The organism is Agromyces sp. NPDC058126 (assembly GCF_042884595.1).
GTDB lineage: Bacteria > Actinomycetota > Actinomycetes > Actinomycetales > Microbacteriaceae > Agromyces.
In genome coordinates, this window is the sequence record NZ_JBHVTS010000006.1 from 201,162 (window position 1) to 224,202 (window position 23,041).

The following is a 23,041-nucleotide window of genomic DNA, read 5'->3' on the forward strand; positions in this document are numbered from 1 at the left end:
GCTAGGCGAGCGCCGTCGCGGCCTCGACGACCGCGTCGATGAGCGACTCGGCCGAGCGCTCGCGCGCGACGACGTCGACGCGGAGGCCGACGGTCGCGGCGTCCCGCTTCGTCTGCGGGCCGATGGCGGCGACGAGCGTCGACTCGGGCAGCGGACCGAGCTGGTCCTGCACCTGTTCCGCGACACTGCCCGAGGTGATGAGCACGGCGTTCACGAGGCCGGCGCGCACGTCGGCGGCGACCTTCTCGGTGACGGGCACGCCCACCGTGCGGTAGGCGACGACGGCCTCGACGTGGTGGCCCATGCGCTCGAGGCCGATCGAGAGCACCTGCTTCGCGATCGCCGAGCGCAGTGCGAGCACCCGCAGACCCGCGGCGCCCTCGGTGGCGGCCTCCCACTCCTCGAGCATGCCGCGCGCCGAGTTGTCTTCAGCCGGCACGATGTCGGCGTGGTACCCCGCGGCGACGAGCGCGGCAGCGGTGGTCTCGCCGACCGCTGCGACCTTCGTCGTCTCGGGGATCACGGCACCGTACGAGGAGAGCACGTCGACCGTCGTCGCGCTGGTGACGGTCAGCCAGTCGAACCCGCCCGCGGCGAGCTTCGCGAGCGCGGCCTCGAGCGCCGGCTGGTCGTCGGCGGGTGCGAAGTTGATGAGCGGCGCGATGATCGGCGATGCGCCGCGCGAGCGCAGCGCAGCGGCGACGCCGTCGCCCCAGGGCCCGCCACGGGGCACGAGCACGCGCCAGCCGGCGAGCGGCTTGGCGCCGGCGGCCGACGAGGGCAGCCTGATGGCGCCCGTCATCGGTTCGAATTCAGTCACGGCTGCTCCTCAGGGGGAACGAGGTCTGCGGCGCCGTTGCCGAGGAGTTCGTCGACGGCGCGGTCTGCGACGTCGCGTGCCGCATCCGCCAGATCGGCGGCCGAGCGGCTTTCGGGGGTGGCCGCGTGCGAACTGGTGAGTCGCCGCGTCCCGTCGGCACTGTACACGCTCGCCGTCAGGAACAGAAGTTCGTCCTCGAGGAACGCGGTCGCTCCGACCGGGGCGGCGCAGCCGGCCTCGAGTCCGGCGAGCACGAGGCGCTCGGCCAGGACGGTGGCCCGGGTGACGGCGTGGTCGATCGCCTCGAGGGCCCGTTCGAGGTCGCGGTCGCCGCGCTCGCGACGCACCTCGATCGCGAGGGCGCCCTGGCCCGGCGCGGTCGGCCAGTCGGCGAGCGAGAGGTGGTCGGTCGCGGCATCCAGCCGCCCGAGACGGCCGAGCCCGGCGGCGGCGAGCAGCACCGCGTCGAGTTCGCCCGACTCGACCTTGCCGAGCCGGGTGTCGATGTTGCCGCGGAGATCGACCGCGACGACGTCGGGGCGCGCGGCGCCGAGCTGTGCGATGCGTCGCGGCGAACCGGTGCCGACGCGGGCGCCCTCGGGCAGCGTCGCGAGGGTGAGCCCGTCGCGCGCGCACAGCACGTCGCGGGCGTCGACCCGCTTCGGCACGGCACCGAGGCGGAGCCCCTCGTGCTCGGCCGTCGGCAGGTCCTTGAGGGAGTGCACGACGAGGTCGCACTCGCCCGCGAGCAGCGCCTCGCGGAGCGCGGCGGCGAAGACGCCGGTGCCGCCGATCGAGGCGAGGGAGGCGCGCGAGGTGTCGCCCTGGGTGGTGATCGGCACGAGCTCGATCTCGGCCCCGGCGGCCTTCGCGATCCGCTCGGAGATCTGGCGCGTCTGCGCCATCGCGAGTGCGCTGCCGCGAGTGCCGACCCGGATGACGGTCATCGCGACGTCGCCTCCGCCGATTCGGCCGCCGGCTCGACGACCGCGCCGCCCGCGATGCGCGCGTGGTCGGGCCACGGGCCGAGCGCGGTGAGGTGCGGACGCTCGGCGTCGGGCACGTCGTTCACGCGCTCGAGCACGAGGTCGACGAGACCGGCGACGTAGGCCGGGTGCACGCCCGGCGTCGGCACGCGCCGCGCCTTCAGGCCGTGCTCGCCCGCCGTCTCGATCGCCTCGTTGTCGAGGTCCCACATGACCTCCATGTGGTCGGAGACGAAGCCGAACGGCACGATGACGATCGCGTCGGTCTGCCCGGCCGCCGCCAGCTCTTCGATGGCGTCGTTGATGTCGGGCTCGAGCCACGGGGTGCGCGGGTCGCCCGAACGCGACTGGTAGACGAGCGAGCGCGGCGAGTCGGGCGCGGCCTGCTCGCTGACGACGGCGGCGACGGCCAGGTGCTGGGCGACGTACGCGCCGCCCTCGTCGGTGCCGACCCGGTCTTCGAAGCCGACGCCCGAGGCCTTCGCCGCGGTGTTCGGGATCGAGTGGGTGACGTACATGATGTGGGTGCGCTCGGGCGCGACGCCCTCGGCACGCAGCGAGGCCGTGGCCTCCGAGACGCCCTCGACGAAGGGCTGCACGAAGCCGGGGTGGTCGAAGTACTCGCGCACCCGGTCGATCGCCACGTCGGTGCCGGCCGTCGACTTCTCGAAGTCCTCGCGATACTGGCCGACGCCCGAGTAGCTCGTGTAGGCGCTCGTGACGAGCCCGAGCAGGCGTGTGTGACCCGCCGCCGACGCCTCGGCGACGACGTCGCCGAAGTACGGCGCCCAGTTGCGGTTGCCCCAGTAGACGGGCAGGTCGATGCCGCGCGTCGCGAGCTCGGCCTCGAGGGCGGCCTTCAGCTGCCGGTTCTGCTCGTTGATCGGGCTCACCCCGCCGAAGTGGCGGTAGTGGTGGGCGACCTCTTCGAGGCGCTCGTCGGGGATGCCCCGCCCGGCGGTGACGTTGCGGAGGAACGGGATCACGTCGTCCTGGCCCTCGGGGCCGCCGAACGACGACAGCAGGATCGCGTCGTAGTGCGCCATTACTGCAGGACCTCCACGAGTTCGGCGGTCGTGATGCGTCGACCGGTGTAGAACGGCACCTCTTCGCGCACGTGCATGCGCGCGTCGGTGGCGCGGAGCTCGCGCATCATGTCGACGAGCTCGGTGAGCTCGTCGGATTCGATCGGCAGCAGCCACTCGTAGTCGCCGAGGGCGAAGGCGCTGACGGTGTTCGCGATCGCGCCGCGGAAGGAGGCGCCCTTGCGACCGTGCTCGGCGAGCATGCGGCTGCGCTCGGCGGGGTCGAGCAGGTACCAGTCGTAGCTGCGCACGAAGGGGTAGACCGTCATCCAGGTCTTGGGCTCGAGGCCGCGGAGGAAGCCGGGCACGTGCGCCTTGTTGAACTCGGCGTCGCGGTGCACGCCCATCGCGTTCCACGTCGGCAGGAGCGCCTTCAGGAGGCGGGCGCGACGCAGCTCGCGGAGCGCCCACTGGAGGCCCTCGGCGGTCGGGCCGTGCAGCCACAGCATGACGTCGGCGTCGGCGCGGAGGCCCGAGACGTCGTAGATGCCGCGGAGGGTCACGCCCTCGTTCTCGACGAGCGAGATCACGCCGTCGAGCTCTTCGACGACGCGGCGCACGTCGTGCCCGTCGAAGTCGTCGGGGCGGGCGGGGTCGCGACGGAGCACCGCGAAGACCGTGTAGCCCTCTGGTGACTGCTGGCCGTCGGCCCCTGCAGCATCGGAATTGTTCTGGAACGCGTCGGCTGCCGCTTCGGCAGCGGGGGAAGACATGCCTCCAGTCTCCCCCTTTCCGAGCGAACGGCCAAAAGCGATGCGGATGCCCCGCGCCCGCGCCGCTCGTTCGACGGGCCCCGGGTCGCGGGCGGCTCGGCATAGGCTGCCAGCCATGCGGATCTGGTCGGTGCATCCCCGGTACCTCGACCGGCAGGGCCTCACCGCCTGCTGGCGCGAGACGCTGCTCGCGCAGGCGGTGCTCGAGGGCGCGACCCGCGGGTACACGAACCATCCGCAGCTCGAGCGGTTCCGCGAGCTGCCCGACCCGCTCGGCGCGATCGGCGACTATCTCGCCGGCGTCGCCGCCGAGGCCGGCGAGCGCGGGTACCGCTTCGACGGGAGCAAGGTGCATCGACGCAGCGCCGCACCCGTCGCGATCGAGGTCGCGACGGAGCAGCTGGCCCTCGAATGGCGCCATCTCATGGCGAAGCTCGAGGTGCGCAGTCCCGAGCTCGCGCTGCGCTGGGGCGGAGTCGATGCACCCGAGCCGCACCCGCTGTTCGCGGTGGTCGAGGGGCCCGTCGCCTCGTGGGAGCGGGCGCGTCCGGACGCGTGAGCCGATCGGAGCCCGCGGGGCTCAGTCCTCGTGCTCGAGCTCGAGCTCGGTCGCACTGAGCGCGTCGAGGAAGCGGATGACGACCTCGCGCTCGGCGGGCGCGAGCGCGGCGGCCGCCGCGAACCGTCGTGCGTGCAGGCGCCCGACCGACTCGCGGGCGACCGCCCGGGTCTCGTCGGTGACGGCGATGGCGATCGCCCGGCGGTCGCTCGGGTGCGGAGCGCGGGTGATGTGGTCGCCGCGTTCGAGGCGGTCGAGGAGCTTGGTCGTCGAGGCGCTCGAGATGCCGAGGTACTCGCTGAGCGCGCCGGGCGTCGCGATCTCGCCCTGGTTGCGCGCGGCGATGAGGAAGCGCAGGGCCCGCATGTCGGTCTCGTTGAGCTTCATGTAGCGGCTCGAGGCCTCGCTCATGCGCCGCGCGGCATCGTGCCAGTCGCGCAGGCTCTGCATGACCCGCACGATCTGGTCGATCTCGGCGTCGTCGAGGCCCGTGCGGTCGACGAGTTCTCCGGCGGCGTCGAAGACCCTGGGGTCGTGCATCGCCGCTCGGACGTCGTGGCCCGATTCCCCCGCTGCTGCCATGGAGAGATTCTAGCGAACTCGGCATTATTCTCGCTAAGCTAATTACTAGCCGAAGCAGATAAAGGTCGCGGCGACGCGATCATCGAGGGATGGAGCGAGCATGGGTCCCGACGACATCGAAGAGGTCGTGCTGCTCGACGCGCACGATCGCCCGGTCGGCCGCGCGCCGAAGTCGAGCGTGCACGGACTCGACACCGCGAGGCACCTCGCCTTCTCGTGCCACGTCTTCAACGGCCGGGGCGAGCTGCTCGTGACGCGGCGGGCCCTCGCGAAGCAGGCCTGGCCCGGGGTCTGGACGAACTCGTTCTGCGGTCACCCCGCCCCCGCCGAGACGCTGCTGCACGCGGTCCGCCGCCGCGGCGAGTTCGAACTCGGGCTCGAGCTCGAGCGCATCGACCTCGTCCTCCCGACCTTCCACTATCGGGCGACCGACGCCTCGGGGATCGTCGAGAACGAGCTCTGCCCCGTCTACACCGCGACCACCGCCTCGACCCCCGAGCCCCACCCCGGCGAGGTGATGGACCACCGCTGGGTCGAGCTCGAGCAGCTCGCCCTCGCCATCGAGCACGCGCCCTGGGCGTTCAGCCCGTGGTTCGTGCTGCAGTCGAGGCTGCTGCCGTTCCTCGGCGGCTCCCGCGCCGACCGCTCAGCCCGGGAGGCGATCGCCTCATGATCGGCACGACGCTCGATCGCCCGGTCGCCGAGCGCGCCGCGGTCGACAAGTACCTCGACCAGTGGTTCACCGAGCGGCTCGACCGCGCGACGGGGCACGGCAGCGACTACGTGCTCCTGTGGCAGGCGGCCCGTGACGGCGCCGCCGGGGGCAAGCGCATCCGGCCCGCGCTCGTGCTCGAGGCCCACGCCGCCTTCGCCGGTGCGAGCTCCGTCGAGGCGGTGCGACTGGCCGCCGCGTTCGAGCTGCTGCACACCGCGTTCCTCATGCACGACGACGTCATCGACCACGACCTCGTGCGCCGCGGCGAGCCGAACGTCGCCGGGCGCTTCGCGCTCGAGGGCCTCGCCCGCGGGCTCTCGAGCACCCGGGCGAACGAGCTCGGCGAGGCCTCGGCGATCCTCGCGGGCGATCTGCTGCTGAGCGGCGCCCACCGCGTGGTGGCGGGCCTCGACGCCCCGGTCGGGGTGCGCGAGCTGCTGCTCGGCATCCTCGACGAGTGCGTCTTCCTCGCGGCCGCCGGCGAGCACGCCGACGTGGGCCAGTCGGGCGGCGCGCCCGGCGAGGGCGACATCCTCGCGATGATCGAGCACAAGACCGCCTCGTACTCGTTCAGCGCCCCGCTGCAGGCGGGCGCGGTGCTCGGCGGCGCCCCCGCCGAGTCCGTGCTCGAGCTCGGCGCGATCGGCCGCCACCTCGGGGTGGCCTTCCAGCTGCGCGACGACGTGCTCGGGGTCTTCGGCGCCGCCGCCGTCACCGGCAAGTCGGTGATCGGCGACCTCCGCGAGGGCAAGGAGACCCTGCTCATCGCCTACGCCCGCGAGCACGCCACGTGGGGCTCGGTCGCGGCCGACTTCGGCCGCCCCGAACTCGACGAGGCGGGCGCGGCCCGCCTGCGCGGGGTGATCGAGTCGAGCGGGGCGCGGGACCGGGTCGAGCGGCTCATCGACGAGCGCTGCGCCGACGCGGTCGCCGCCGTCGACCGGGCCCGGCTGCCGCGCCGGCTGACGTCGTCGCTCACCGCGACGGCGCGACGATGCGTGGAGCGTGCGCGATGAGCGCCGCAGCGCCGACCGGCCTCGCCCTCTACGACCGCACGGCACGACAGAGCGCCGCGCAGGTCATCTCGCGCTACTCGACCTCCTTCGGCCTCGCGAGCCGGCTGTGCTCGCCCGCGATCCGCACCCACCTGGCCGACCTCTACGCCCTCGTGCGCATCGCCGACGAGATCGTCGACGGCCCCGCCGCCGAGGCCGGACTCTCTCCGGTCGAGCGCCGCGAGCTGCTCGACGCGCTCGAGGCCGAGACCGAGCTCGCAATGGCCCGCGGCTACAGCTCGAACCTCGTGGTGCACGCGTTCGCGCAGACGGCGCGGGCCACGGGGTTCGGCACCGAGCTGACCCGGCCGTTCTTCGCCTCGATGCGCCGAGACCTCGACCCCGTGGCCTTCGACGAGGCCGAACTGCGCGACTACGTCCACGGCTCGGCCGAGGTCGTCGGGCTCATGTGCCTGCGCGCGTTCAGCGAGGAGCTGCCCGTCGACGCGGGCCGCGACGCGCGCTGGCAGCGCGGCGCCCGTCACCTCGGCGCCGCGTTCCAGAAGGTCAACTTCCTGCGCGACCTCGCCGACGACGTCGGCGCGCTCGACCGCCGGTACTTCCCCGGCATCGACCCACGGCACTTCGGCGAGGCCGAGAAGCACCGCCTCCTCGACGACATCGATCGCGACCTCGCGATCGCGGGCGAGGTCGTCGGCGAACTGCCGGGCGGATGCCGCCGGGCCGTCGCCGCGGCGCACGCGCTCTTCTCCGCCCTCGCCGAGCGCCTCCGGCGCACCCCTGCCGACGAGCTGCTGACCACCCGCGTGAGCGTGCCGACGACCCGCAAGCTGCTGTTGCTCGTCCGTGCCGCGGCCTCACGACCGCATCCAGCCGAGACGGCGCCGACTGAAGGGGTGCCGGCATGATGCGGGTCGCCGTGATCGGCGCCGGCATCGCGGGGCTCGCGACGGCGGCGCTCCTGGCCCGCGACGGCCACGAGGTCACCGTCTACGAGCAGGGCGCAGAGATCGGCGGTCGTGCGGGGCGTTGGGATGCCTCGGGCTTCCGCTTCGACACCGGGCCGTCGTGGTACCTCATGCCCGAGGTGTTCGAGCACTTCTACCGGCTCATGGGCACGACGACCGCCGCCGAGCTCGAGCTCGTCCGCCTCGACCCGGGGTACCGGGTGTTCTTCGAGGGCCGGCCCGAGCCCGTCGACCTCGGCTCCGACCGGGCGCGCTCGGTCGCGACCTTCGAGGCGATCGAGCCGGGCGCCGGGGAGGCGCTGGAGCGCCACCTCGACTCGGCGGGCGAGACCGCGCGGCTCGCGGTCGACCACTTCCTGTACACCGACTTCTCCTCGCCCGGCGCGCTCGTCTCGGCGCCCGTGCTCCGCCGGCTCGGTCGGCTGACGCGTCTCCTGCTGCAACCGCTCGACCGATTCGTCGCCGCGAGGTTCCGCGACGAACGGCTCCGCCAGGTGCTGGGGTATCCGGCGGTGTTCCTCGGCACCTCGCCGCAGGCGGCGCCGAGCATGTACCACCTGATGAGCCACTTCGACCTCGACGACGGTGTGCGCTACCCGATGGGCGGGTTCCGCGAACTCATCGACGGCGTCGCGCGGCTCGCCCGACGGGAGGGGGCGCGCATCGTGACGAAGACGCGGGTGACCGGCATCGTCGTCGAGTCGGGGGCGGCCAGGGGCATCCGCCACCTCGACGCGTCGGGAGCCGAGCGAACGGCCGAGGCCGACCTCGTCGTCTCGGCCGCCGACCTGCACCACACCGAGCAGGCCCTGCTTCCGCCCGAGCACCGGAGCCGGTCGGAGGCCTCGTGGCGACGCGCCGACCCGGGGCCCGGTGCGGTGCTCGTCATGCTCGGCGTGCGCGGGCGGCTCCCCCGGCTGACGCACCACAACCTGCTCTTCACCGAGGACTGGGCGGGCAACTTCGCGAGCATCTTCGGCCGTTCGCCGTCGGTGCCCGACCCGGCCTCGCTCTACGTCTGCATGCCGAGCGCGAGCGACCCGACGGTCGCTCCCGAGGGCGACGAGAACCTCTTCGTGCTCGTGCCGGTGCCCGCCGACCCCGGCCTCGGCCACGGCGGAACCGGCGGCGCCGGCGACCCCGTGGTCGAGCTCGTCGCCGATGCCGCGATCGCGCAGATCGCCGCGTGGACGGGCGAGGCCGACCTCGCGGAGCGCATCGTCGTGCGCCGCACGGTCGGCCCGGCCGACTTCGCCGACGACTTCAACTCGTGGCGGGGCTCGGTGCTCGGACCCGCGCACGTGCTGCGGCAGAGCGCGTTCCTCCGCGGCCGCACCGCCTCCCCGACGGTCGAGGGGCTGTACTTCGCGGGCGCGACGACGGTGCCCGGCATCGGCCTGCCGATGTGCCTCATCAGCGCCGAGCTCGTGCTGAAGGCGGTCCGCGGCGAGCGCGGCGCCGGCCCGTTGCCCGAGCCGTCGGTGCGGAGCGTGCCGGCATGAGCTTCCTGTACCTCGCGATCCTGGCGGGCGGGCTCGCCTGCATGGTGCTGCTCGACGTGCGGTTCCGGCTCGTGTTCGCCGCGCCCGGTCGGGCTTGGCGCGCCGCCCTGATCGTCGCACTGGGGCTCGCGTTCTTCCTCCTCTGGGATCTCGCCGGCATCGGCCTCGGCGTCTTCCACCGGGGTGAGAACCCGGTGAGCACCGGTGTGCTGCTCGCGCCCGAGCTGCCGCTCGAGGAGCTCGTCTTCCTCGCCTTCCTCTGCTACCTCACGCTGGTGCTCTACACGGGCGCACTGCGGGCGATCGCGCCGCGGGGGCGGGAACGGGAGCGAGGGCGGGAGCGGGAGCCGCGACGGGCACGGGAGGCGCGGCGATGACCTACGCGCTGCTCTCGATCGCCTTCCTCCCGGTCGCGGTGCTCGTCGCGCTGCTCGGGTGGCGCCACGCTCCGCACGGCCATGCCCGCGCCGTGCTCGTGACCGCGATCGCGCTCGTAGCGCTGACTGCGGTGTTCGACACGATCATGATCGCGACCGGGCTCTTCGGCTATGCCGATGCGCACATCTGGGGGGTGCGCGTCGGGCTCGCCCCGATCGAGGACTTCGCCTACCCGCTCGCGGGCGTGCTCCTGCTCAGCGGCCTCTGGAGCCTCCTCGCCCCCGCGGAGCCCGACCATGCCGACTGACACGCGGCGCGGCGTCGTCCCCGAACTCCTCACCGCCTCCCGCCCGCTGAGCTGGGTGAACACCGCCTTCCCCTTCGCCGCCGCGTACCTGCTGACGACCCGCGACGTCGACGTCGCGCTCGTGATCGGCGCGCTCTTCTTCCTCGTGCCGTACAACCTCGCCATGTATGGCGTCAACGACGTGTTCGACTACGCCAGCGACGCCGCGAACCCGCGCAAGGGCGGCGTCGAGGGCGCGCTGCTCGAGCCCGGTCGGCACCGGCTCACGATCGGCGCCGCGATCGCCCTGTGCGCACCGTTCGTGCTCGCCCTCGTCCTCCTCGGCAGTCCGGCCTCCTGGGTGGTGCTCGCCGTCAGCCTCTTCGCCGTCGCCGCCTACTCGGTGCCGGGGCTCCGCTTCAAGGAGGTGCCGTTCCTCGACTCGGCGACCTCGAGTGTGCACTTCGTGAGCCCGGCCGTCTACGGGCTCGTGCTCGCGGGCGCGACGTTCACGCCGCAGCTCCTCGCGCTGCTCGCGGCGTTCTTCGCCTGGGGCGTCGCGAGCCACGCCTTCGGCGCCGTGCAGGACATCGTGCCCGACCGGGCCGGGGGCATCGCCTCCATCGCCACGGTGCTCGGCGCACGCCGCACGGTGCGCTTCGCGAGCGCGGCGTGGACGGTCGCCGGGCTGCTCATGCTCGCGACGGACTGGCCCGGCCCGCTCGCGGCGCTCCTCGTGGTGCCCTATCTCGCGGCCGCCGCGCCGTACTCCGCCCTGGGCGACGCCGACTCGGGCCGGGCGAACGCCGGCTGGCGTCGCTTCCTCGCGATCAACTACGTCGTCGGGTTCCTCGTCACGATGCTGCTCATCTGGTACGCCGCGATCACGGCGTAGGTCCGCTCAGCTCTCGAGCAGCAGCTCGGTCGAGTGGGCGAGGTGCTCGCGCATGGCCTCGGCGCCGCGCGACTGCACGTCGCCCAGCAGTCCGCGATGCTCGGCGATAAGCCCTTCGAGCGTGTAGTGGGGCCGCACGTGCAGCAGGAAGAGCAACAGCTCGCTGCCGAGCGCGTCGTGCGCCTCGACGATGCGCGGGCTCGACGAGGCGGCCACGATCGCACGATGGAAGTCGGCGTGCAGTCGCTCCACCTCGAGCCAGTCGATCCCGTCGTCCGCGTCCGCGTCCGCACCCGCCCCCGGGTCGACGGCGGGCGGACGAGCGCCCGGGGCCGCCCCGGCGATCTCCTCGAGCCGTTCGAGCACCGCGACGGCCGGGGCGAGCGCGGCCTCGGGCCACACGGCACCGTGGCGTTCACCGGCGATCCGCACCGCCTCGCCCTCGAGCGCCGCCCGCAGCTGCTGCAGCGCGACGATCTCGTCGGGGTCGAAGCTCACGACGCGCACCCCGCGGTACGCCTCCGCCACGGCGAGCCGCTCGGCGACGAGCCGCTGGAACGCCGAGCGCACGGTGTGCCGCGACACCCCGAACCGTTCGGCCGCGGCCTCCTCGCGGAGCGGCGAGCCGAGCGCGACCGTGCCGCTCAGGATCTCGGCGCGCAGCGCCTCTGCGACCCGTTCGACGGCGGTGTCTGCGGAGTGCGGCGGCACCGAGGCATCCTCTCGTCTCGTGCCGCTCAGTCGCCGAGCTTCGATCGCACGATGAGCCAGACGAGGCTGCCGACCGCGGCCGCGACGCCGACCGCGGCCGCGATCGCGACGCCCGGCTGCTCGTCGTAGAACGCCTTGAGCGACACCTTGGCCCGGTCGACGCGGAGGCCGACCTGCTTGGGCACGTTCAGTTTGTCTTCGAGGGCGTTGAGCGTGCCGGCGAACTCGGCGCGCGCCCTCGCCGACGCGGCGCGGGCCTCGACGCGGGTGAGGTTGCGTTCGCGCGCGGCCGTCTCGCGCTTCGAGGGGCGCTGGGCGTCAGTAGCGGCGGTCATAGTCACCCGTTCCCTTCAGGGCGTCGAGGTCGGCCTTCAGGCTCTCGACCGATTCGAGGGGCTCGGAGCCCCGCTTGAAGTTCACGATGCCGATCCACACGAGCACGGCGATGATCAGCAGCAGCACGCCCGAGACCACGAGCGCGGCCGCCCACGCCGGCATGACCAGCGCGAGCGCGAAGATCGCGGCCGCGAGCAGGGTGAAGATCAGGAACGGCAGGACGACCAGGGCGACGACGAAGAAGCCCGAGCCGATGCCGAAGTGCTTGACCTTGTAGCTGACCTCGGCCTTGATCTGGTCGATCTCGGCACGCACGAGGTTGGAGATCGTGTCGGGCAGTTCGCCGATCAGTGTGAAGAGCGAGCGTTCGTCGTTGGTCGGTGCGGCCATCGCGCGGTCACCTCGATTCTGTGAGTCGGATGCCGCGGGCTAGGCGCCGCGCGACGTGCTGCCCCGCTTCGGGGCGGCCTTGGTCGGCTTCGCGGCGGTCGGCTTCGACGGCTTCGCGGCGCTCTCGGCCGCATCGGCGGCGGAGTCGATCGCCTCGCTCAACGTGTCGGCCACGTCGTCCACCGCGGACTTCGTCGCACTGGCGCCCTTCGAGACGCCCTGTTTGGCCTTCGCCGCGACGTCCGAGACGTCCTGCTTCGTGGCTCCTGAGCCGCGGGTCGCGTTGCCGATGAACGTCTTCACGCCGTCGAGCACGCTGTCGGAGAGGTCGCCGACCTTGTCGGCGGCGAAGCCCTTGACGCTGTCGACGCCCTGCTGCACGGCCGGAGTGTTCCAGACCCCCTCGGCGGCGCGCTTGATCTGCTCGTACCGTTCACGGCCCGCCCGGGTGCCGAGCACGTACCCGACTCCCAGTCCGACGACGAAGAGGATCTTGCCCTTCATGTGCACCCCCGACTTTCCGCACTGCGGCGCATGCAGCGACCTCTCCAGCGTAGACCCCGCGCGGAGCCGCGCAAGGGGGTTGCGACGAAATATTCCGTTTCGGCTATGCAGTGCCGTCGGGCGCCACGCGGCGGTGCCTGACCCGTGCGGCGGCCGCCTTCGCATGCGGGACGACCGAGGCGAGCCCCGTGCCCGAGACCCAGGAGCCGGTGACCTCGATGCCCGGTTCGGCGGCGATCGCGTCGTCGAGCGCGCGCACCCGATCGAGCTGCCCGAGGGCGGCGTGCGAGACGGCGTCGCGCCATTCGGTGCGGCCGGCGGCACGGAGCATCCCCGCGTCGAGCGGCACGCCGAGCAGGGCGCTCGCGTCGGCGAGCGCGAGCGCCGCGACCTCCTCGTCGCCGCGCCCCTCGAGCGGGTTCGCCTGGCCGGCACGCCCGTACGAGAGGCGCACGACCTGGCGACCGCCCGCGGCCTCGGCGAGCCACGACCACTTCGCGGTCGAGTGGGTGAGCGCCTTCGCGGCGACCCCGGGCGTGTCCGCGGCGACCAGCACCCCGGTTCCGCGGGGCGCGGCGTCGAGCGCGGGCGCGTCGAGCACGAGGGTCACGAGTTCGATGGATGCCCCCTGCGGCCAGTCCGTCGTCGACTCCCACCCCTCGACGGCGGCCTCGAGGAGGCCGAGCGAGGTGTGCGCCGCGGCGGCGAGCACGACGTCGGGGGCGCTGAGCTCGACGGGCTCAGACTGCGGGGCATCGGCGACGACGGCGGCGTCGGGGTCGGCCTCGATCGCCCGCTCGCCGGTCACTCGCCAACCCGTGCCGTCGCGCTCGAGGCCGGTCGCCTCGATACCGGTGAGGACGGTGACGCCGAAGCGCTCGAGCTCGCGGGCGAGCGCGTCGACGAGCGTGTGCATGCCGCCGCGGAGGCCGCGGACGGCGCCGCCCGCCTTGCGCTGCTCGACCAGTTGGCCGACGCCGCCCGAGAGCGAGCCGGTGCGGGTCATCGCCTCGTTGAGCCCGGGGGCGACGAGGTCGAGGTCGAGGAGGTCGGGGTCGGCCGAGTACACGCCCGACGAGATCGGGGTCACGAGCCGGTCGAGCACGGCATGGCCCATGCGCGAGCGCACGAGCTCGCCGAGGCTGTGCGCCCGGCCGATGCGGAGGATCGGCTTGATCCGGTCGAGGTAGGCGCGGGTCGCGCCGCTCCAGCCGATGATGCGGCGCACGTCGTCGCCGAGCGGGTTCGCGGGGATGCCGAGCACGCCCGTCTTCGGCAGCGGCGCGGCGTCGAGGCCGTCGCCGTCGCCCCAGACCAGCCAGGCGCCGGCGCGGTTCGGGTCGACCACCTCGTCGTCGAGGCCGAGCGAGGTGAGGAGCTCGGCGACGCCGTCGCCGCGGGTCGCGAACGACTCGGCGCCCGAGTCGAGGGTGAGCCCGTCGAGCTCGATGCGGCCCACGCAGCCGCCGAGCTCGTCGCGTCGTTCGACGATCGTCACGGCGAGGCCGATCTTCGCGCACTCGAGCGCCGCGACCATGCCCGCGACGCCGCCGCCGATCACGACGACGTCGGCCGAGAGGCGCTCGGCAGCGGCTGGCGTCGCGTCGCTCACGCCGCGCCCGCCTCGTGCACGAGCTCGACGACCCGGGTGAGCACGGTCGGGTCGGTCTCGGGCGGCACGCCGTGGCCGAGGTTGAAGACGTGGGCCGGCGCGGCCTCGGCCTGGCGCAGCACCTCGCGCACGGCGGCCTCGAGCACGGGCCACGGCGCCGCGAGCAGCGCGGGGTCGAGATTGCCCTGCAGGGGCACGCCCGGGCCGACCCGTTCGGCCGCCACCGACAGCGGCACCCGGTAGTCGACGCCGACGACGTCGACCCCGACCTCCTTCATCGCGCCGAGCAGCTCGCCGGTGCCGACGCCGAAGTGCACGACCGGCACCGGGCGGGCGGGCTGCGCCTGCCCCGCGGCATCCGTCGTCGTGTACTCGAGGTCGTGCACGTGGCTGAGCGCCTTCGCCGAGGCGGGGGCGACGTGCGTCTCGTAGTCGGCGAGCGAGAGCGCGCCGGCCCACGAGTCGAAGAGCTGCGCGGCGGAGGCCCCCGCGAGCACCTGGGTGCGCAGGAACCGCCCGGTGAGCTCGGCGGTCCACTCCATGAGGGCGCGCCAGGCGCCGGGGTCGGCGTGCATGAGGGTGCGGGCCGCGAGATGGTCCTTCGAGGGACCGCCTTCGGTGAGGTACGCCGCGAGCGTGAAGGGGGCGCCGGCGAAGCCGATGAGCGGGGTCGCGGTGCCCGAGCCGTTGTCGGTCGTCGCCAGTTCGGCGATCGTCAGCGCGACCGCCTCGGCGATCGGGCCGGATGCCTCGTCGAGACGCGCCGGGTCGATCGCCGTCAGCTCGGCGACCGCGGAGGCATTCGCGTACCCCTTGCCGAAGACGGGGCCGCGGCCCGGCTGGATCTCGACGTCGACGCCCACGAGCTTCAGCGGCACGACGATGTCGCTGAAGAAGATGCCCGCGTCGACCTTGTGGCGGCGCACGGGCTGCAGGGTGATCTCGCTCGCCATCGCCGGGTCGAGGCAGGCGTCGAGCATGCGCGTGCCGACGCGGAGGTCGCGGTACTCGGGCAGCGACCGGCCGGCCTGCCGCATGAACCAGACGGGCGTCGTGTCGGCGCGTTCCCCGCGGTAGGCCCGAACGAGTCGCGAGTCGGAGGTGAGGCCTGCGGAGAGCGGGTGCTGCGGGGAGAGGATCACGCCCGACATTGTCTCGCATCGGGCTGGGAGGACTTCCACACGCGCCATCCCGGGCTGCCTCGCCCCGCGGCTCGCGTCGACGCCTCGCGCCTACAGCCGCTCCGCGATCACCGCGGCCGCGGACAGCCACGCATCGCGGGTGCCGTCCGAGAGCGCCTCGAAGTCGATCGGCCCGCCGTCCACCAGGGCCGGATCGAAGGGCACCCGGGTGACCGCGGAGGTGACCTGCGAGAAGTGCGACTCGAGCCGGTCGACGAGCGCGGGGTCGGGGCGGGCCGACGGCGCGGCCAGGATGGTCACGGCCTCGTCGACCTTCTGCCCGAAGCCCTTCTCGCGGAGCCCGTCGAGGAGCCAGGCGGCACTCGCCGCCGTGTCCTCGCGCACCGTCGACACGATGACGAGCTGGTCGGCCGCGGCGACCGCGGCGATCCAGTTCGACGCCCGCATGTTGTTGCCCGTGTCGATGAGGATGATCCGGTAGTACTTGGCGAGCACCTCGTGGAGCCGATCGAACGCGGCCGCGTCGATCGTGGACGACGCGGTGGCATCCTCGTCGGAGGCGAGCACGTCGAAGCGGGCGTCGACCTGCGTGCGGACGTAGGCGTCGAGGCGGGCGAGGCTCGAGGCATCCGCATCGGTGAAGCTCGGCAGGTCGCCCAGCAGGTCGACCGCGGTGCGATGGTGCGGCGCGTGCTGGGCGCGCCACCCGAGCGTCCCGCGGGTCTCGTTGTTGTCCCAGGCGAGGGTCGACCCGCCGCGGAGGGTTCCGAACGTCGCCGCGAGCAGCAGCGTGCTCGTCGTCTTGTGGGCGCCGCCCTTGGGATTCAGGATGACGATCGTGCGCGGCCCGCCGAGGCGTCGCTGCACCGCGCGCTCGCGCTCGAGGCGCGACTGCTCGGCGCGGCTGGGCGCGGGCGAGATCGCACCCCGCGTCGCCCTGCGCACGGCGCCGCGCCAGCCGGTCGTCGCCCGATCGCGACGCGGGCGGCTGCGGCTGTTGAGCAGGTCGTCCACCGTCGGCTTACCGGTGGACGGGGCGGCGGTCGGGGCTGCTGCGGCGCGCGGCGGCGTCGCGGGCACGGGGCTCGCCGGCGGCGCCGTGCCCGCCGGGGCCGCGGAGACGGGGACCGGCGCCGTGGCGATCGGGACCGCCTCGTCGGTTCGGGAATGCCCCGGCGCAGCGTCGGGCATCGTCACCGAGCCGTCGGGGTGGATGACGAGCGGCCAGCTCCGGGCCCCGTCGACGAGGTGCGCCGTCAACGGAGTCCCGGCGGAAGCCGCGCGCAGTCGGATCGCCTCGACGATGCGATCGTTCAGCGCATCCCGGCTGGAGGCGATGACTTGCTCGACTTCTCCGCCGAGATGGACCTCCGCCACCGTGCTCGATCGCACGTAGACGGTCGGCTGGCCGGTATTCACGTTCACATCTCCCCCATGCGCGTCAGCGGGGGACGCGGCGAACGCCGAACAGCACCCGGACACGACCGGATGCTGTGCGATTCCCCCGCAACCGAGCGTAGCCGGTGCGGTCGTGATCCCTCGGAGGGCACGGGGCACCGGGCCCGACGTCGCTTGCGAGCCGAGCTGAAGAACCCTTACCTTCGCGCGCGCGTTCGCGCTAGAGTCGGTTCCGTTGTGCCGTCCCCCCGGGCACGACGACGTGTCGACGTCGACGTCGACGCGCCTCCGCCACCCACGGAGAGAAGCGACGTGTCCCGAATCGTCACCATGCCCATCACGCCCATGCCCGCCTGCCTGTGCGGATGCGGGTGCCTTCCGCCCGGCGCCGGCCGACCGACGAGCGGCGGCCCGAGCGGCGCGCCCCGATGAACAGCGTCGAGCGCCGCACTCCCCCGACGGTCTTCGTCGCCGTGATCACCGCGCTCGTCGTCGGTGCGCTCATCGCCGGCGCGCCGCAGGTCGAGCGACTCGTGCCGCGGCTGCCCGAGGTGTCGGGCAGGGCGGGCACCATCGCCTTCCTCGGCGCCGTCGCCGTGCTCGTGGTCGTGGCGCTCTCGGTCCGCCTCGCGGTGCTCGCCCGGTGCCGCGCCAGGCGCCGCGCGCTCGAGCACAGCTTCGACGGCGCCGTCGAATGCGGGCTGCGCCACCGTGAGCTCGACGCGATGCTCGCCGAACTGCTCGGCCGTCGTGCCGCGCTGTCGCACCGCTTCTCGATCGTCGCCGACGACCTCGGACTCTCGTTCTGGAGCGGCGGCCGCCGGCCCCGTCGCACGGCGCTGTTCGCGTGGCACGAGATCCGCAACATCCGTGCCGATGAGATGATCGCCGGCAGCCGCCCCGTGCCGATCGTCGTCGTCCGGGTCCGCCGCGACGGCGCGAGCATCGCGCTGCCGATCATCCTCGGCACCGAGCGCCCGGGCACCTTCGCCGTCACCGATGCGCCGTTCTACGCGGTCGTCCGCTCGTGGAAGGCCCAGCACCGGGCCGCCCTCGAACGCGAGGGTCTCGAGCTGCCGCCGCTCACGGCGCCGATCCCCGTGATCACCCGCGAGATGCTGGCAGCCGCGCGCTAGCCGCACCGCGTCTCCGGGTGCCGCGGCGCGGGCGCGCACGGACCCCGTGACCGCGTGAGTCATCCTCGCCTTCGACCGCGGGTAGAATCTTCACGTGCTCATCTGCCTGACCGCGAGCCACAAGAACGCCGGGTTCGACACACTCGAGCGTCTGTCGGCGCACGCGGAGTCCGCCGCGCCGCGCATCCTCGACCGTCACGACACGCTCCAGGGCGCGGTCGTCGTCGCGACCTGCAACCGCTTCGAGGCCTACCTCGACCTCGACACCCCCGAGGGGCACTCCCCCGTCCCCGCGGTCCACGAAGCCATCCGCGCCGTGAGCGACGTCGCCGGCCTCGAGCCCGACGAACTGCGCGCGACCTTCGGCTTCGTGCACGGCAACGCCGTCGCGGGCCACCTCTTCTCCGTCGCCTCCGGCCTCGAATCGGTCGTCGTCGGCGAGGGCGAGATCGCCGGCCAGGTGCGCCGCTCGCTCGAGCGGGCCCGCGCCGAGGGCACCACGACGCCCGAGCTCGAGCGCCTGTTCCAGCGCGCCTCCCAGACCTCCCGCCGGGTGAAGAACCAGACGGGCGTCGGCGGCGCCGGCCGCTCGCTCGTGCGCCTCGCCCTCGAGCTCGCGTCGAGCCGCGTCAGCGACTGGTCCGCCGCGCGCGTACTGCTCGTCGGCACCGGCCAGTATGCGGGCGCGACGCTCGCCGCACTCCGCGACCGCGGCGCGAACGACGTCCGCGTCTACTCGCCCTCGGGCCGCGCTGCGAAGTTCGCCGGCACCCACGACATCACCGCGGTCTCGCACGCCGGCTACGCGGTCGCCGCGGCGGCCGCCGACGTCATCATCACCTGCACGACCGCCGACCACCACGTCGTCGACGGAGTGCTGCTCGAGGGCGGCCGAGCGACGCTCGCCGCCTCGCACACCGCGCCGGATGCCTCGTCGTCGGCCGTGCTCGCGGAGTTCCGCGCCTGGTGCCCGGTGCCCGAGGCCGCGCACGACGCGCGCCAGCTCGTCATCGACCTCGGCATGCCGCGCAACGTCGCGACCGACGTCGTCGACGTCGACGGGGTCGAACTCCTCGACCTCGAGACGATCCGCCGCCACGCCCCGCTCGAGGAGCTCGGCGCGACCGACGACGCCCGCGTCATCGTCGACCGCGCGGCACGCAACTTCGGCGCGGTCGGCGAAGAGCTCGACCTCGCCCCCTCGGTCGTCGCACTGCGCTCGCACGTGCAGGGGGTGCTCGACGCCGAGATCGCGCGTGCGCTCTCGCGCAGCACGGGCGACGCCGCGGTCGACGAGCGCGTCGAGGCGGCGCTGCGGCACATGGCCGGCGTGCTCCTGCACACCCCCATGGTGCGCTCGCGCGAGTACGCCCGGGCGGGCGACCAGCGTGCGTGGATCGACGGCCTCGAGGCCGTGTTCGGCGTGCGCGCCGACGAGCTGCACTGACCCGACGGCCTCACACTCCGAGCAGGCGCGCGGCGACCAGCCTCCCGTCGTCGAATCCCTCGAGGCGCAGCTCGCCGCCCGCGCCGACCGACAGCTCGAGCTGGAGCTCGGTGATCCCGTCGGTTGTCTCGGTCGTGGCGACCGGTCGCCCGTCGAGGTAGACATCGACGCTCTCGACGCCGGCCGTGGTGAGCACGAGCGTTCGGGCGCCGCCCGACGGCGGGGCGAGCTCGGCATCCAGCATCCGGGTGGGAAGGCCCGCGAGCAGCGCGCCCGCGGCGTCCATCAGGTCGGCGTTGCCGTCGGTCAGGTCGTGCTCGGTGAGCCGGTGCACGTGGTCGGGCACCACGCCGAGATCCTCGACGGGCTGCCCGAAGCGGTCGCCGACCCGGAGGCAACGGCGCAACGACACCCGGTACTCCGCGCCGGCGGGCAGCGCTCGCAGCGGCCCGCTGACCCAGTCCTCGCGGAGCGCCGCATGGGTCAGCACGTTGGCGCCGCCCGCGCCGGTGTTGTCGTCGACGCCCAGCACGGGCCCGATCGCGTGGTCCTGGAACCCCGCGGCGAAGATGTCGGTGGCGCTGTAGCAGAGCGCGTCCGTGACGAGCACGACGGGTCCGTGGTAGAGCTGGCCGACGCTGTTGACGACCTCGTCGGGGTAGAGCGGCACGGCGCTCGAGAACGGCGCCCCGGTCGTCACCGACTCGTCGATCGACGGCTTCCATGCGCCGTAGTCGGCGACGCTGCCGCAGAGATCGGCGGTGAGGCGGGTGCTGATGAACTGCATCGGCTCGGGCCGGACCCTTCGCGGCGTGAAGAACTGCAGCAGGAACTCCGAGGCGATGATGTAGCCGCCGCCGTTGCCGCGCACGTCGAGGATCAGCCCGTCCTGCGGCAGCACCGAGATCAATCGCGCGACCTCGTTGATGAACGCCTCGATCTGGGCGTCCTGCATGTGGAAGGTGAAGATGCGCAGGTGCCCGAACGTGCCGCTCGACGTCTCGACGGTGCGGGCCTTGAGCTCGGCGGGTCTCGTCGTCGGCACGACCCCTGCCTCCTGCTGCGCGGCAGTCGTCTCGGGCACCTCGGTGTCGCCCCGCGCGACCCGCGCCTCCTCCTCGATCGACGCCGGCGCGAACAGCCGCCGCTTCATGAGCCGGCTCAACTCGGTCTTCAGGTCGAGGCCGACGAGATGCGACACCGGGGCGGCGACCCCGTGGGGCAGCAGCACGCTCGCGTCCCCGCCGGTCACCTCTCCCGCCGATTCGAACACGCGCCAGGGCAGCCGCGTCTCGTGCTCGACCACGCCGACGCGGTACGTGAGGTCCACCCAGTCCTCGTCGGGCGGCAACGACATGCCGATCGGCCGGAGCGTCATGTTCTCCAGGCCGCGGGCGAGGCTCGCCGCCTTGTTGCTGCCGGCCTCGCGCGCCGCATTGCGTTCGACGGCGATCGCCATCGGCGTGCCGTTCCAATGGGTCACCTCCGCGCCGACGGCGAGCGCGGGGTCCCCCGTGAGGTGGTCGAACGTCTTGGTGACGATCCAGTGCGGGCCCTCGGCGTCGAAGCAGCCCTCCACGAGGATGCCGAGGAACGCGAACCCGGCGTAGCGCTCGGGGAGGATGTAGTTGGTGTGCAGGTCACGCAGGCCGAGGACGACGCGCTGCAGCGCCATGTGGAACTCGGGCTCGCTGAGCTCGGGCAGTCGGTGCCGCAGCAGCCGAAGGCTCTGCAGCGGGTCGACCGCGTGCATCGCGCGCTTGAGCGGCAGGTGCACGTAGAGGCCGTCGAGCAGGATCTCCGCCTGGTCGACGAGCGTGCGCCGGTCGGCCGGGGTGAGGGTGCTCGACCCGACGTGGGCGCGGAACTCCGGCATCGTTCGCACGGTGCCCAGCCCGTGATCGGCGCCCAGTTCGGTGGTCGACATCGACATGATGGTCTCCTCCTCCGGAACGCGGCCCCTTCACGTGGGCGCCGTCGACGATCGGAGCCGCGAGGTCGGCGACGACGCGCTCGATCTCCGCGAGGACGGCGACGGAGTGCCCGCGCCGCGCGACGCCACAGAGATGAGAGATCCTCATTCAGAATGTTCCCTCGCCCGCATCGCCGAATCAGTGCCTGCCCGGAGATCGACGGAGCCGCGGTTCAGTACCTGCGGCGGACCTCCCCCATGATCCATCGGTTCGACCGCGCGGGGTCGACGACGGCTCGTCCGTCGCGCCGCGCCGGCGCGTACGGCACCGGGCCGAACTCCGCGAGCAGGGTCGGACGCCGCCCCTCGCTCCTGATGCGATCGACGACCCTCCCCCACCAGGCGAAGTGGCGTTCGACGATCGCCGTGTCGGTCGCAACGGGCGAGGCCACCTGCGGCCCCTGCGGGTGGCCGATCCGCGCGTGGACGTGGTCTGCGCGCGCGATCGCGAGGTCGACCGCGGCCTGCTGATCGTCGAGCATCGACTCGGCGACGACGATCCAGTGCGAGATGTCGAACGTGACGCGCAGCTCGGGGTGCTCGGCCAGTAGGGCGAGCGAGTGGTGCGCCGAATGCAGCATCCGACCGCGGTGCAGTTCGACGAGGATGCTGCGCCCGAAACGACGCCGCCAGCCGACGACCCGCTCGGCGAGCTCGTGATGCACGGCGACGTCCCAGTGGTCGCGCCCGAGGTGGAGCGTGACGTGCTCGGCCGGGAGCCCCGACCGGTCGATCTCCTCGATCTGCTGCTCGATCTCGTCGGCGTGCGCCCCCGGGTCCTCGGCGGCGCTCGTCACGAGCAACGCGAGCGAGGCGCCCGTCGTGGCCACCGCATCCGCGAGGTCGCCCTGCGCTCGGCGACCGACCGGCCACCACAGCTCGACGCCGTCGTATCCCGCCGCCACGGCCGAGGCCGGGAGCTCGGACGGCCCGAGGCCGCTGCCCCAGTCCGGCATGAGCACGAGCGGCGGAGCGGGGCTCGCCGCCCGCTCGGAGGGCCCCGGCCGGCTCACAATCCGTCGTCCAGGTGCCAGTGGTGCTGCCAGCGCCAGTCGATCGGCTCGGACAGCCGCTGGTACCGGATGTCGGTCGAGAGACGCATGCGCCCTTCGGTGTCGACGTTGTCGAGGCCGGCGTGCACGATGTGCGCCGAATGCACCATCACGTCGCCGGCCGCGTAGTCGGCGACGAGCCAGCGCGTGTCGTGCTCGTCGGCGAGACCGGGCAGGTCGGCCGTGATGGACGCCGCCGGGTGGCGGAGCTCGCCCGCCGCCTCCTGCGCCATGACCCGCCGGTGGCTGCCCTCGAGGTAGGCCAGTCCGCCGCGCTCGAGGGGGATGTCGCCCAGCGGGATCCACATCGACAGCACCCGGTCGCTGCCCTCGCGGAGGTACACGAGGTCGTAGTGGGCCTGCGTGGCGGTGCCGATGCCGTGCTCGCCCGGCTTCGTGTGACGGATGATCTTGCGCCGGTGGAGGTGCACGTCGTCGTCGAGGAGCCAGGCGAACCACTCGGCGATCCGCGGCGAACGACAGAGCGCCTCGTACTGCGCGCCGGGGACGATCTCATCGAAGAGGATGCGCCGATACGAACCACGGTCGACGTCGTGGGGCGCGGCGATGCCGTCGACCGCGTCGGACCCCTCGGCGATGAGGCCCGCTTCGGCGAGCGCCTCGAAGTAGTAGCGACGGAACTCGAGCACGTCCTCGGGCGCGAGATGCCCGGTGAGGTAGAGGTAGCCGTCGCGGCGCAGCCGGGTCCACAGCGCCTCGCGATCGCCGCGCTCGTCCATCGGCACGGGCTCGAGCTCGCCCAGACGCGATGGAGTTTCTTCGAGCACGTATCCGTTCGACGTCAGCATGAATCCATGATCAACTCGGGCGAGTGC

General features: G+C 73.2%; 25 protein-coding genes. 10 read left to right on the plus strand and 15 right to left on the minus strand.

The window, feature by feature from the left end; all coding sequences use genetic code 11:
• Position 1: 1 nt before the first annotated feature.
• From ACFVTR_RS17710 to hemQ, 4 genes are read right to left on the minus strand one after another with little or no spacing between them, the layout of a single operon-like run.
• A complete protein-coding gene (locus tag ACFVTR_RS17710; protein ID WP_387039514.1) occupies positions 2 to 802 on the minus strand; it encodes a uroporphyrinogen-III synthase in 801 nt (266 codons plus the stop codon).
• Between the two features lie 14 nt (positions 803 to 816).
• Positions 817 to 1,767: a hydroxymethylbilane synthase gene (gene hemC, locus ACFVTR_RS17715; RefSeq protein WP_376942357.1), complete on the minus strand. Its 951-nt coding sequence runs from the start codon at positions 1,765 to 1,767 to the stop codon at positions 817 to 819.
• Positions 1,764 to 2,852: a ferrochelatase gene (locus tag ACFVTR_RS17720; RefSeq protein ID WP_387039455.1), complete on the minus strand. Its 1,089-nt coding sequence runs from the start codon at positions 2,850 to 2,852 to the stop codon at positions 1,764 to 1,766. The genes hemC and ACFVTR_RS17720 overlap by 4 nt, the downstream gene beginning before the upstream one ends.
• Positions 2,852 to 3,604: a hydrogen peroxide-dependent heme synthase gene (gene hemQ, locus ACFVTR_RS17725; protein ID WP_376942361.1), complete on the minus strand. Its 753-nt coding sequence runs from the start codon at positions 3,602 to 3,604 to the stop codon at positions 2,852 to 2,854. Before hemQ ends, ACFVTR_RS17720 begins: the two co-directional genes overlap by 1 nt.
• A 115-nt stretch (positions 3,605 to 3,719) precedes the next feature.
• On the opposite strand from hemQ, the gene ACFVTR_RS17730 reads away from it, so the two are divergent.
• Entirely contained in the window at positions 3,720 to 4,163 is a 444-nt protein-coding gene (locus ACFVTR_RS17730; protein ID WP_387039456.1) for a pyrimidine dimer DNA glycosylase/endonuclease V, read from the plus strand.
• Between the two features lie 21 nt (positions 4,164 to 4,184).
• On the opposite strand, the gene ACFVTR_RS17735 is transcribed toward ACFVTR_RS17730, so the two are convergent.
• Positions 4,185 to 4,745, minus strand: coding sequence for a MarR family winged helix-turn-helix transcriptional regulator (locus ACFVTR_RS17735; protein ID WP_387039458.1), 561 nt, complete (start codon positions 4,743 to 4,745; stop codon positions 4,185 to 4,187).
• A gap of 100 nt (positions 4,746 to 4,845) precedes the next feature.
• Here ACFVTR_RS17735 and idi point away from each other — a divergent pair, with 100 nt between their 5' ends.
• From idi to ACFVTR_RS17770, 7 genes are read left to right on the plus strand one after another with little or no spacing between them, the layout of a single operon-like run.
• Positions 4,846 to 5,418, plus strand: a complete 573-nt coding sequence (gene idi, locus ACFVTR_RS17740; RefSeq protein WP_387039459.1) for an isopentenyl-diphosphate Delta-isomerase — start codon at positions 4,846 to 4,848, stop codon at positions 5,416 to 5,418.
• Positions 5,415 to 6,476: a polyprenyl synthetase family protein gene (locus tag ACFVTR_RS17745; RefSeq protein WP_387039461.1), complete on the plus strand. Its 1,062-nt coding sequence runs from the start codon at positions 5,415 to 5,417 to the stop codon at positions 6,474 to 6,476. Before idi ends, ACFVTR_RS17745 begins: the two co-directional genes overlap by 4 nt.
• Positions 6,473 to 7,384, plus strand: coding sequence for a phytoene/squalene synthase family protein (locus tag ACFVTR_RS17750; protein WP_387039463.1), 912 nt, complete (start codon positions 6,473 to 6,475; stop codon positions 7,382 to 7,384). The genes ACFVTR_RS17745 and ACFVTR_RS17750 overlap by 4 nt, the downstream gene beginning before the upstream one ends.
• On the plus strand, positions 7,381 to 8,946 hold the full coding sequence (gene crtI / locus ACFVTR_RS17755) for a phytoene desaturase family protein (RefSeq protein WP_387039465.1): 1,566 nt from the start codon (positions 7,381 to 7,383) through the stop codon (positions 8,944 to 8,946). The genes ACFVTR_RS17750 and crtI overlap by 4 nt, the downstream gene beginning before the upstream one ends.
• Positions 8,943 to 9,323, plus strand: coding sequence for a lycopene cyclase domain-containing protein (locus ACFVTR_RS17760; protein WP_387039467.1), 381 nt, complete (start codon positions 8,943 to 8,945; stop codon positions 9,321 to 9,323). Before crtI ends, ACFVTR_RS17760 begins: the two co-directional genes overlap by 4 nt.
• Positions 9,320 to 9,631 (plus strand): lycopene cyclase domain-containing protein, encoded by a 312-nt coding sequence (locus tag ACFVTR_RS17765; RefSeq protein ID WP_376942377.1) that lies wholly within the window; start codon positions 9,320 to 9,322, stop codon positions 9,629 to 9,631. The genes ACFVTR_RS17760 and ACFVTR_RS17765 overlap by 4 nt, the downstream gene beginning before the upstream one ends.
• Complete coding sequence (locus ACFVTR_RS17770) at positions 9,621 to 10,505, plus strand: prenyltransferase (protein WP_387039469.1); 885 nt, start codon at positions 9,621 to 9,623, stop codon at positions 10,503 to 10,505. Before ACFVTR_RS17765 ends, ACFVTR_RS17770 begins: the two co-directional genes overlap by 11 nt.
• 6 nt (positions 10,506 to 10,511) lie before the next feature.
• Here the strand turns inward: ACFVTR_RS17770 and ACFVTR_RS17775 are convergent, their stop codons facing one another.
• From ACFVTR_RS17775 to ACFVTR_RS17805, 7 genes are all read right to left on the minus strand, one after another.
• The gene (locus tag ACFVTR_RS17775; RefSeq protein ID WP_387039471.1) at positions 10,512 to 11,216 is read right to left on the minus strand and encodes a GntR family transcriptional regulator; all 705 of its coding nucleotides are present in this window, start codon (positions 11,214 to 11,216) and stop codon (positions 10,512 to 10,514) included.
• 26 nt (positions 11,217 to 11,242) lie between these two features.
• Positions 11,243 to 11,551 (minus strand): hypothetical protein, encoded by a 309-nt coding sequence (locus ACFVTR_RS17780; RefSeq protein ID WP_387039472.1) that lies wholly within the window; start codon positions 11,549 to 11,551, stop codon positions 11,243 to 11,245.
• Positions 11,535 to 11,942: a phage holin family protein gene (locus ACFVTR_RS17785; protein ID WP_157425514.1), complete on the minus strand. Its 408-nt coding sequence runs from the start codon at positions 11,940 to 11,942 to the stop codon at positions 11,535 to 11,537. Before ACFVTR_RS17785 ends, ACFVTR_RS17780 begins: the two co-directional genes overlap by 17 nt.
• Positions 11,943 to 11,981: 39 nt before the next feature.
• The gene (locus ACFVTR_RS17790; RefSeq protein WP_387039474.1) at positions 11,982 to 12,446 is read right to left on the minus strand and encodes a hypothetical protein; all 465 of its coding nucleotides are present in this window, start codon (positions 12,444 to 12,446) and stop codon (positions 11,982 to 11,984) included.
• Positions 12,447 to 12,549: 103 nt separating this feature from the next.
• Complete coding sequence (gene hemG, locus ACFVTR_RS17795) at positions 12,550 to 14,058, minus strand: protoporphyrinogen oxidase (RefSeq protein WP_387039476.1); 1,509 nt, start codon at positions 14,056 to 14,058, stop codon at positions 12,550 to 12,552.
• On the minus strand, positions 14,055 to 15,200 hold the full coding sequence (gene hemE, locus ACFVTR_RS17800) for a uroporphyrinogen decarboxylase (protein WP_387039478.1): 1,146 nt from the start codon (positions 15,198 to 15,200) through the stop codon (positions 14,055 to 14,057). The genes hemG and hemE overlap by 4 nt, the downstream gene beginning before the upstream one ends.
• 90 nt (positions 15,201 to 15,290) lie before the next feature.
• Positions 15,291 to 16,619 carry a MinD/ParA family protein gene (locus tag ACFVTR_RS17805; protein ID WP_387039480.1) on the minus strand — a complete coding sequence of 443 codons (1,329 nt, stop codon included), beginning with the start codon at positions 16,617 to 16,619 and terminating at the stop codon, positions 15,291 to 15,293.
• Positions 16,620 to 16,969: 350 nt separating this feature from the next.
• Between ACFVTR_RS17805 and ACFVTR_RS17810 the strand changes: the two genes are divergently transcribed.
• A complete protein-coding gene (locus ACFVTR_RS17810) occupies positions 16,970 to 17,734 on the plus strand; it encodes a hypothetical protein (RefSeq protein ID WP_387039481.1) in 765 nt (254 codons plus the stop codon).
• Positions 17,735 to 17,828: 94 nt separating this feature from the next.
• A complete protein-coding gene (locus tag ACFVTR_RS17815; RefSeq protein ID WP_387039483.1) occupies positions 17,829 to 19,181 on the plus strand; it encodes a glutamyl-tRNA reductase in 1,353 nt (450 codons plus the stop codon).
• 10 nt (positions 19,182 to 19,191) lie between these two features.
• Here ACFVTR_RS17815 and ACFVTR_RS17820 read toward each other — a convergent pair whose 3' ends face one another.
• The 3 genes from ACFVTR_RS17820 to ACFVTR_RS17830 all read right to left on the minus strand — a co-directional run bounded on the left by ACFVTR_RS17820 (position 19,192) and on the right by ACFVTR_RS17830 (position 23,014).
• A complete protein-coding gene (locus tag ACFVTR_RS17820; RefSeq protein ID WP_387039485.1) occupies positions 19,192 to 21,114 on the minus strand; it encodes a S41 family peptidase in 1,923 nt (640 codons plus the stop codon).
• A 212-nt stretch (positions 21,115 to 21,326) separates the two neighbouring features.
• Entirely contained in the window at positions 21,327 to 22,109 is a 783-nt protein-coding gene (locus ACFVTR_RS17825; protein ID WP_387039487.1) for a sugar phosphate isomerase/epimerase family protein, read from the minus strand.
• Between the two features lie 53 nt (positions 22,110 to 22,162).
• Positions 22,163 to 23,014 (minus strand): phytanoyl-CoA dioxygenase family protein, encoded by an 852-nt coding sequence (locus ACFVTR_RS17830; protein ID WP_387039489.1) that lies wholly within the window; start codon positions 23,012 to 23,014, stop codon positions 22,163 to 22,165.
• Positions 23,015 to 23,041: the final 27 nt, after the last annotated feature.

Bases quoted from the DNA above. Each gene is read 5' to 3' on its own strand.
- ACFVTR_RS17710 (WP_387039514.1), bottom strand. From the start codon at position 802: ATGACGGGCGCCATCAGGCTGCCCTCGTCGGCCGCCGGCGCCAAGCCG.
- hemC (WP_376942357.1), bottom strand. From the start codon at position 1,767: ATGACCGTCATCCGGGTCGGCACTCGCGGCAGCGCACTCGCGATGGCG.
- ACFVTR_RS17720 (WP_387039455.1), bottom strand. From the start codon at position 2,852: ATGGCGCACTACGACGCGATCCTGCTGTCGTCGTTCGGCGGCCCCGAG.
- hemQ (WP_376942361.1), bottom strand. From the start codon at position 3,604: ATGTCTTCCCCCGCTGCCGAAGCGGCAGCCGACGCGTTCCAGAACAAT.
- ACFVTR_RS17730 (WP_387039456.1), top strand. From the start codon at position 3,720: ATGCGGATCTGGTCGGTGCATCCCCGGTACCTCGACCGGCAGGGCCTC.
- ACFVTR_RS17735 (WP_387039458.1), bottom strand. From the start codon at position 4,745: ATGGCAGCAGCGGGGGAATCGGGCCACGACGTCCGAGCGGCGATGCAC.
- idi (WP_387039459.1), top strand. From the start codon at position 4,846: ATGGGTCCCGACGACATCGAAGAGGTCGTGCTGCTCGACGCGCACGAT.
- ACFVTR_RS17745 (WP_387039461.1), top strand. From the start codon at position 5,415: ATGATCGGCACGACGCTCGATCGCCCGGTCGCCGAGCGCGCCGCGGTC.
- ACFVTR_RS17750 (WP_387039463.1), top strand. From the start codon at position 6,473: ATGAGCGCCGCAGCGCCGACCGGCCTCGCCCTCTACGACCGCACGGCA.
- crtI (WP_387039465.1), top strand. From the start codon at position 7,381: ATGATGCGGGTCGCCGTGATCGGCGCCGGCATCGCGGGGCTCGCGACG.
- ACFVTR_RS17760 (WP_387039467.1), top strand. From the start codon at position 8,943: ATGAGCTTCCTGTACCTCGCGATCCTGGCGGGCGGGCTCGCCTGCATG.
- ACFVTR_RS17765 (WP_376942377.1), top strand. From the start codon at position 9,320: ATGACCTACGCGCTGCTCTCGATCGCCTTCCTCCCGGTCGCGGTGCTC.
- ACFVTR_RS17770 (WP_387039469.1), top strand. From the start codon at position 9,621: ATGCCGACTGACACGCGGCGCGGCGTCGTCCCCGAACTCCTCACCGCC.
- ACFVTR_RS17780 (WP_387039472.1), bottom strand. From the start codon at position 11,551: ATGACCGCCGCTACTGACGCCCAGCGCCCCTCGAAGCGCGAGACGGCC.
- ACFVTR_RS17785 (WP_157425514.1), bottom strand. From the start codon at position 11,942: ATGGCCGCACCGACCAACGACGAACGCTCGCTCTTCACACTGATCGGC.
- ACFVTR_RS17790 (WP_387039474.1), bottom strand. From the start codon at position 12,446: ATGAAGGGCAAGATCCTCTTCGTCGTCGGACTGGGAGTCGGGTACGTG.
- ACFVTR_RS17820 (WP_387039485.1), bottom strand. From the start codon at position 21,114: ATGTCGATGTCGACCACCGAACTGGGCGCCGATCACGGGCTGGGCACC.
- ACFVTR_RS17825 (WP_387039487.1), bottom strand. From the start codon at position 22,109: ATGCCGGACTGGGGCAGCGGCCTCGGGCCGTCCGAGCTCCCGGCCTCG.
- ACFVTR_RS17830 (WP_387039489.1), bottom strand. From the start codon at position 23,014: ATGCTGACGTCGAACGGATACGTGCTCGAAGAAACTCCATCGCGTCTG.